The 1172-nt window shown below is 28.9% G+C and carries 1 protein-coding gene; it reads right to left on the reverse strand.

What is annotated here, in order from left to right; all coding sequences use genetic code 11:
• Window positions 1-684 precede the first annotated feature (684 nt).
• The coding region (locus tag KUA55_RS18075) for a Cna B-type domain-containing protein (protein ID WP_218327767.1) at window positions 685-1172 on the reverse strand (488 nt) is incomplete at its 5' end.

A 1172-nucleotide genomic window follows, 5' to 3' on the forward strand; every position in this document is an offset into this window, starting at 1 on the left:
CAAATTTATTTGTTAATTTTCAACTAACAATTATTTTTATTTGAAAAAAGATTGAAATTAATATGATTTTTGGTTAACATACCAATATAAGCTATCGTTATATTTGCTTTTAAATAGTGTATATTGATTTATACTTGGTATTCACTATACCAAGTACAAAAACAGTTAAAAGAAGTAAAAAAACTTGTACAAATACCTTCTCCTGAAAAGAGTAGATATCTGTGCAAGTTTTTTTGTAGCTATGGTACCTAGAAACAGGCTAACTAAATAACTATTATTATAAATCAATTTCACAATTATTTATAAAAATAAAACATAAATCTTATACTATTTTAAATAATAATTAAAAACTATTTAAGGCAAAGAAAAGGAGGAACGCAGTAATAGAATTCATTTTCATCATATAAAATGGAAGTCAAAATTTTACCACAATTTTTAAAGGATGTTCTCATTTTTGAACCGCATAAAAATATCAGAAATTTAAAAACTCTAATATGCGTATACTCATAAACTACACTGAGAATACATTTGATAACTGCCACAATGTTGCAGAAATTACATTATTTCTTGCAACATTGCACAGCGTGCTTGTGTAACGTTCATCAGTTCCCATTTAAAATAGGGACGTTCTTTTTCTCAATAAGACATTTCTATCTATCCTAATATATTTGACGATATCGACAATTAACTCTTTGTATTCTTGTTATAAAGTTTCTTTAGTATTATATACCCGAGAAAAGCTATTAAAATCAAACCTACAATTAGATATAGCTTATTTTGATTTTCACCGGTTGCCGGAAAGCTCTGCTGTTTTGTTTTTGAATTAGATCCATCTTTTTTTACAGCATTGTGAGAATTGGTAATAATAATATTACCCTTATCATGATCATCGATGCTAACGTCATACCCATCCAATTTATCTACTTCTTTAACTGTGTATTCAATAGCCTTTTCTGATTCTCTTTCAGGTAAGTCATCCCAAGTAGTTGTCCAATTATTAGAATCATTCAATAGTACTGGCGATTTTAGCTTCTCCCCATTTGCATATAATTGCACTTTAATGCCCTCGGGACGAAGACCATCTTGATTATTACTATCATCCCAAGCTTTTGTCACAGTGACACTTGTTTTACCTGGCGTATAGCTATTTGTAATTGTTGTACCGTTAATAC

This window comes from Enterococcus alishanensis (genome assembly GCF_019218635.1).
Classification (GTDB): domain Bacteria; phylum Bacillota; class Bacilli; order Lactobacillales; family Enterococcaceae; genus Enterococcus_A; species Enterococcus_A alishanensis.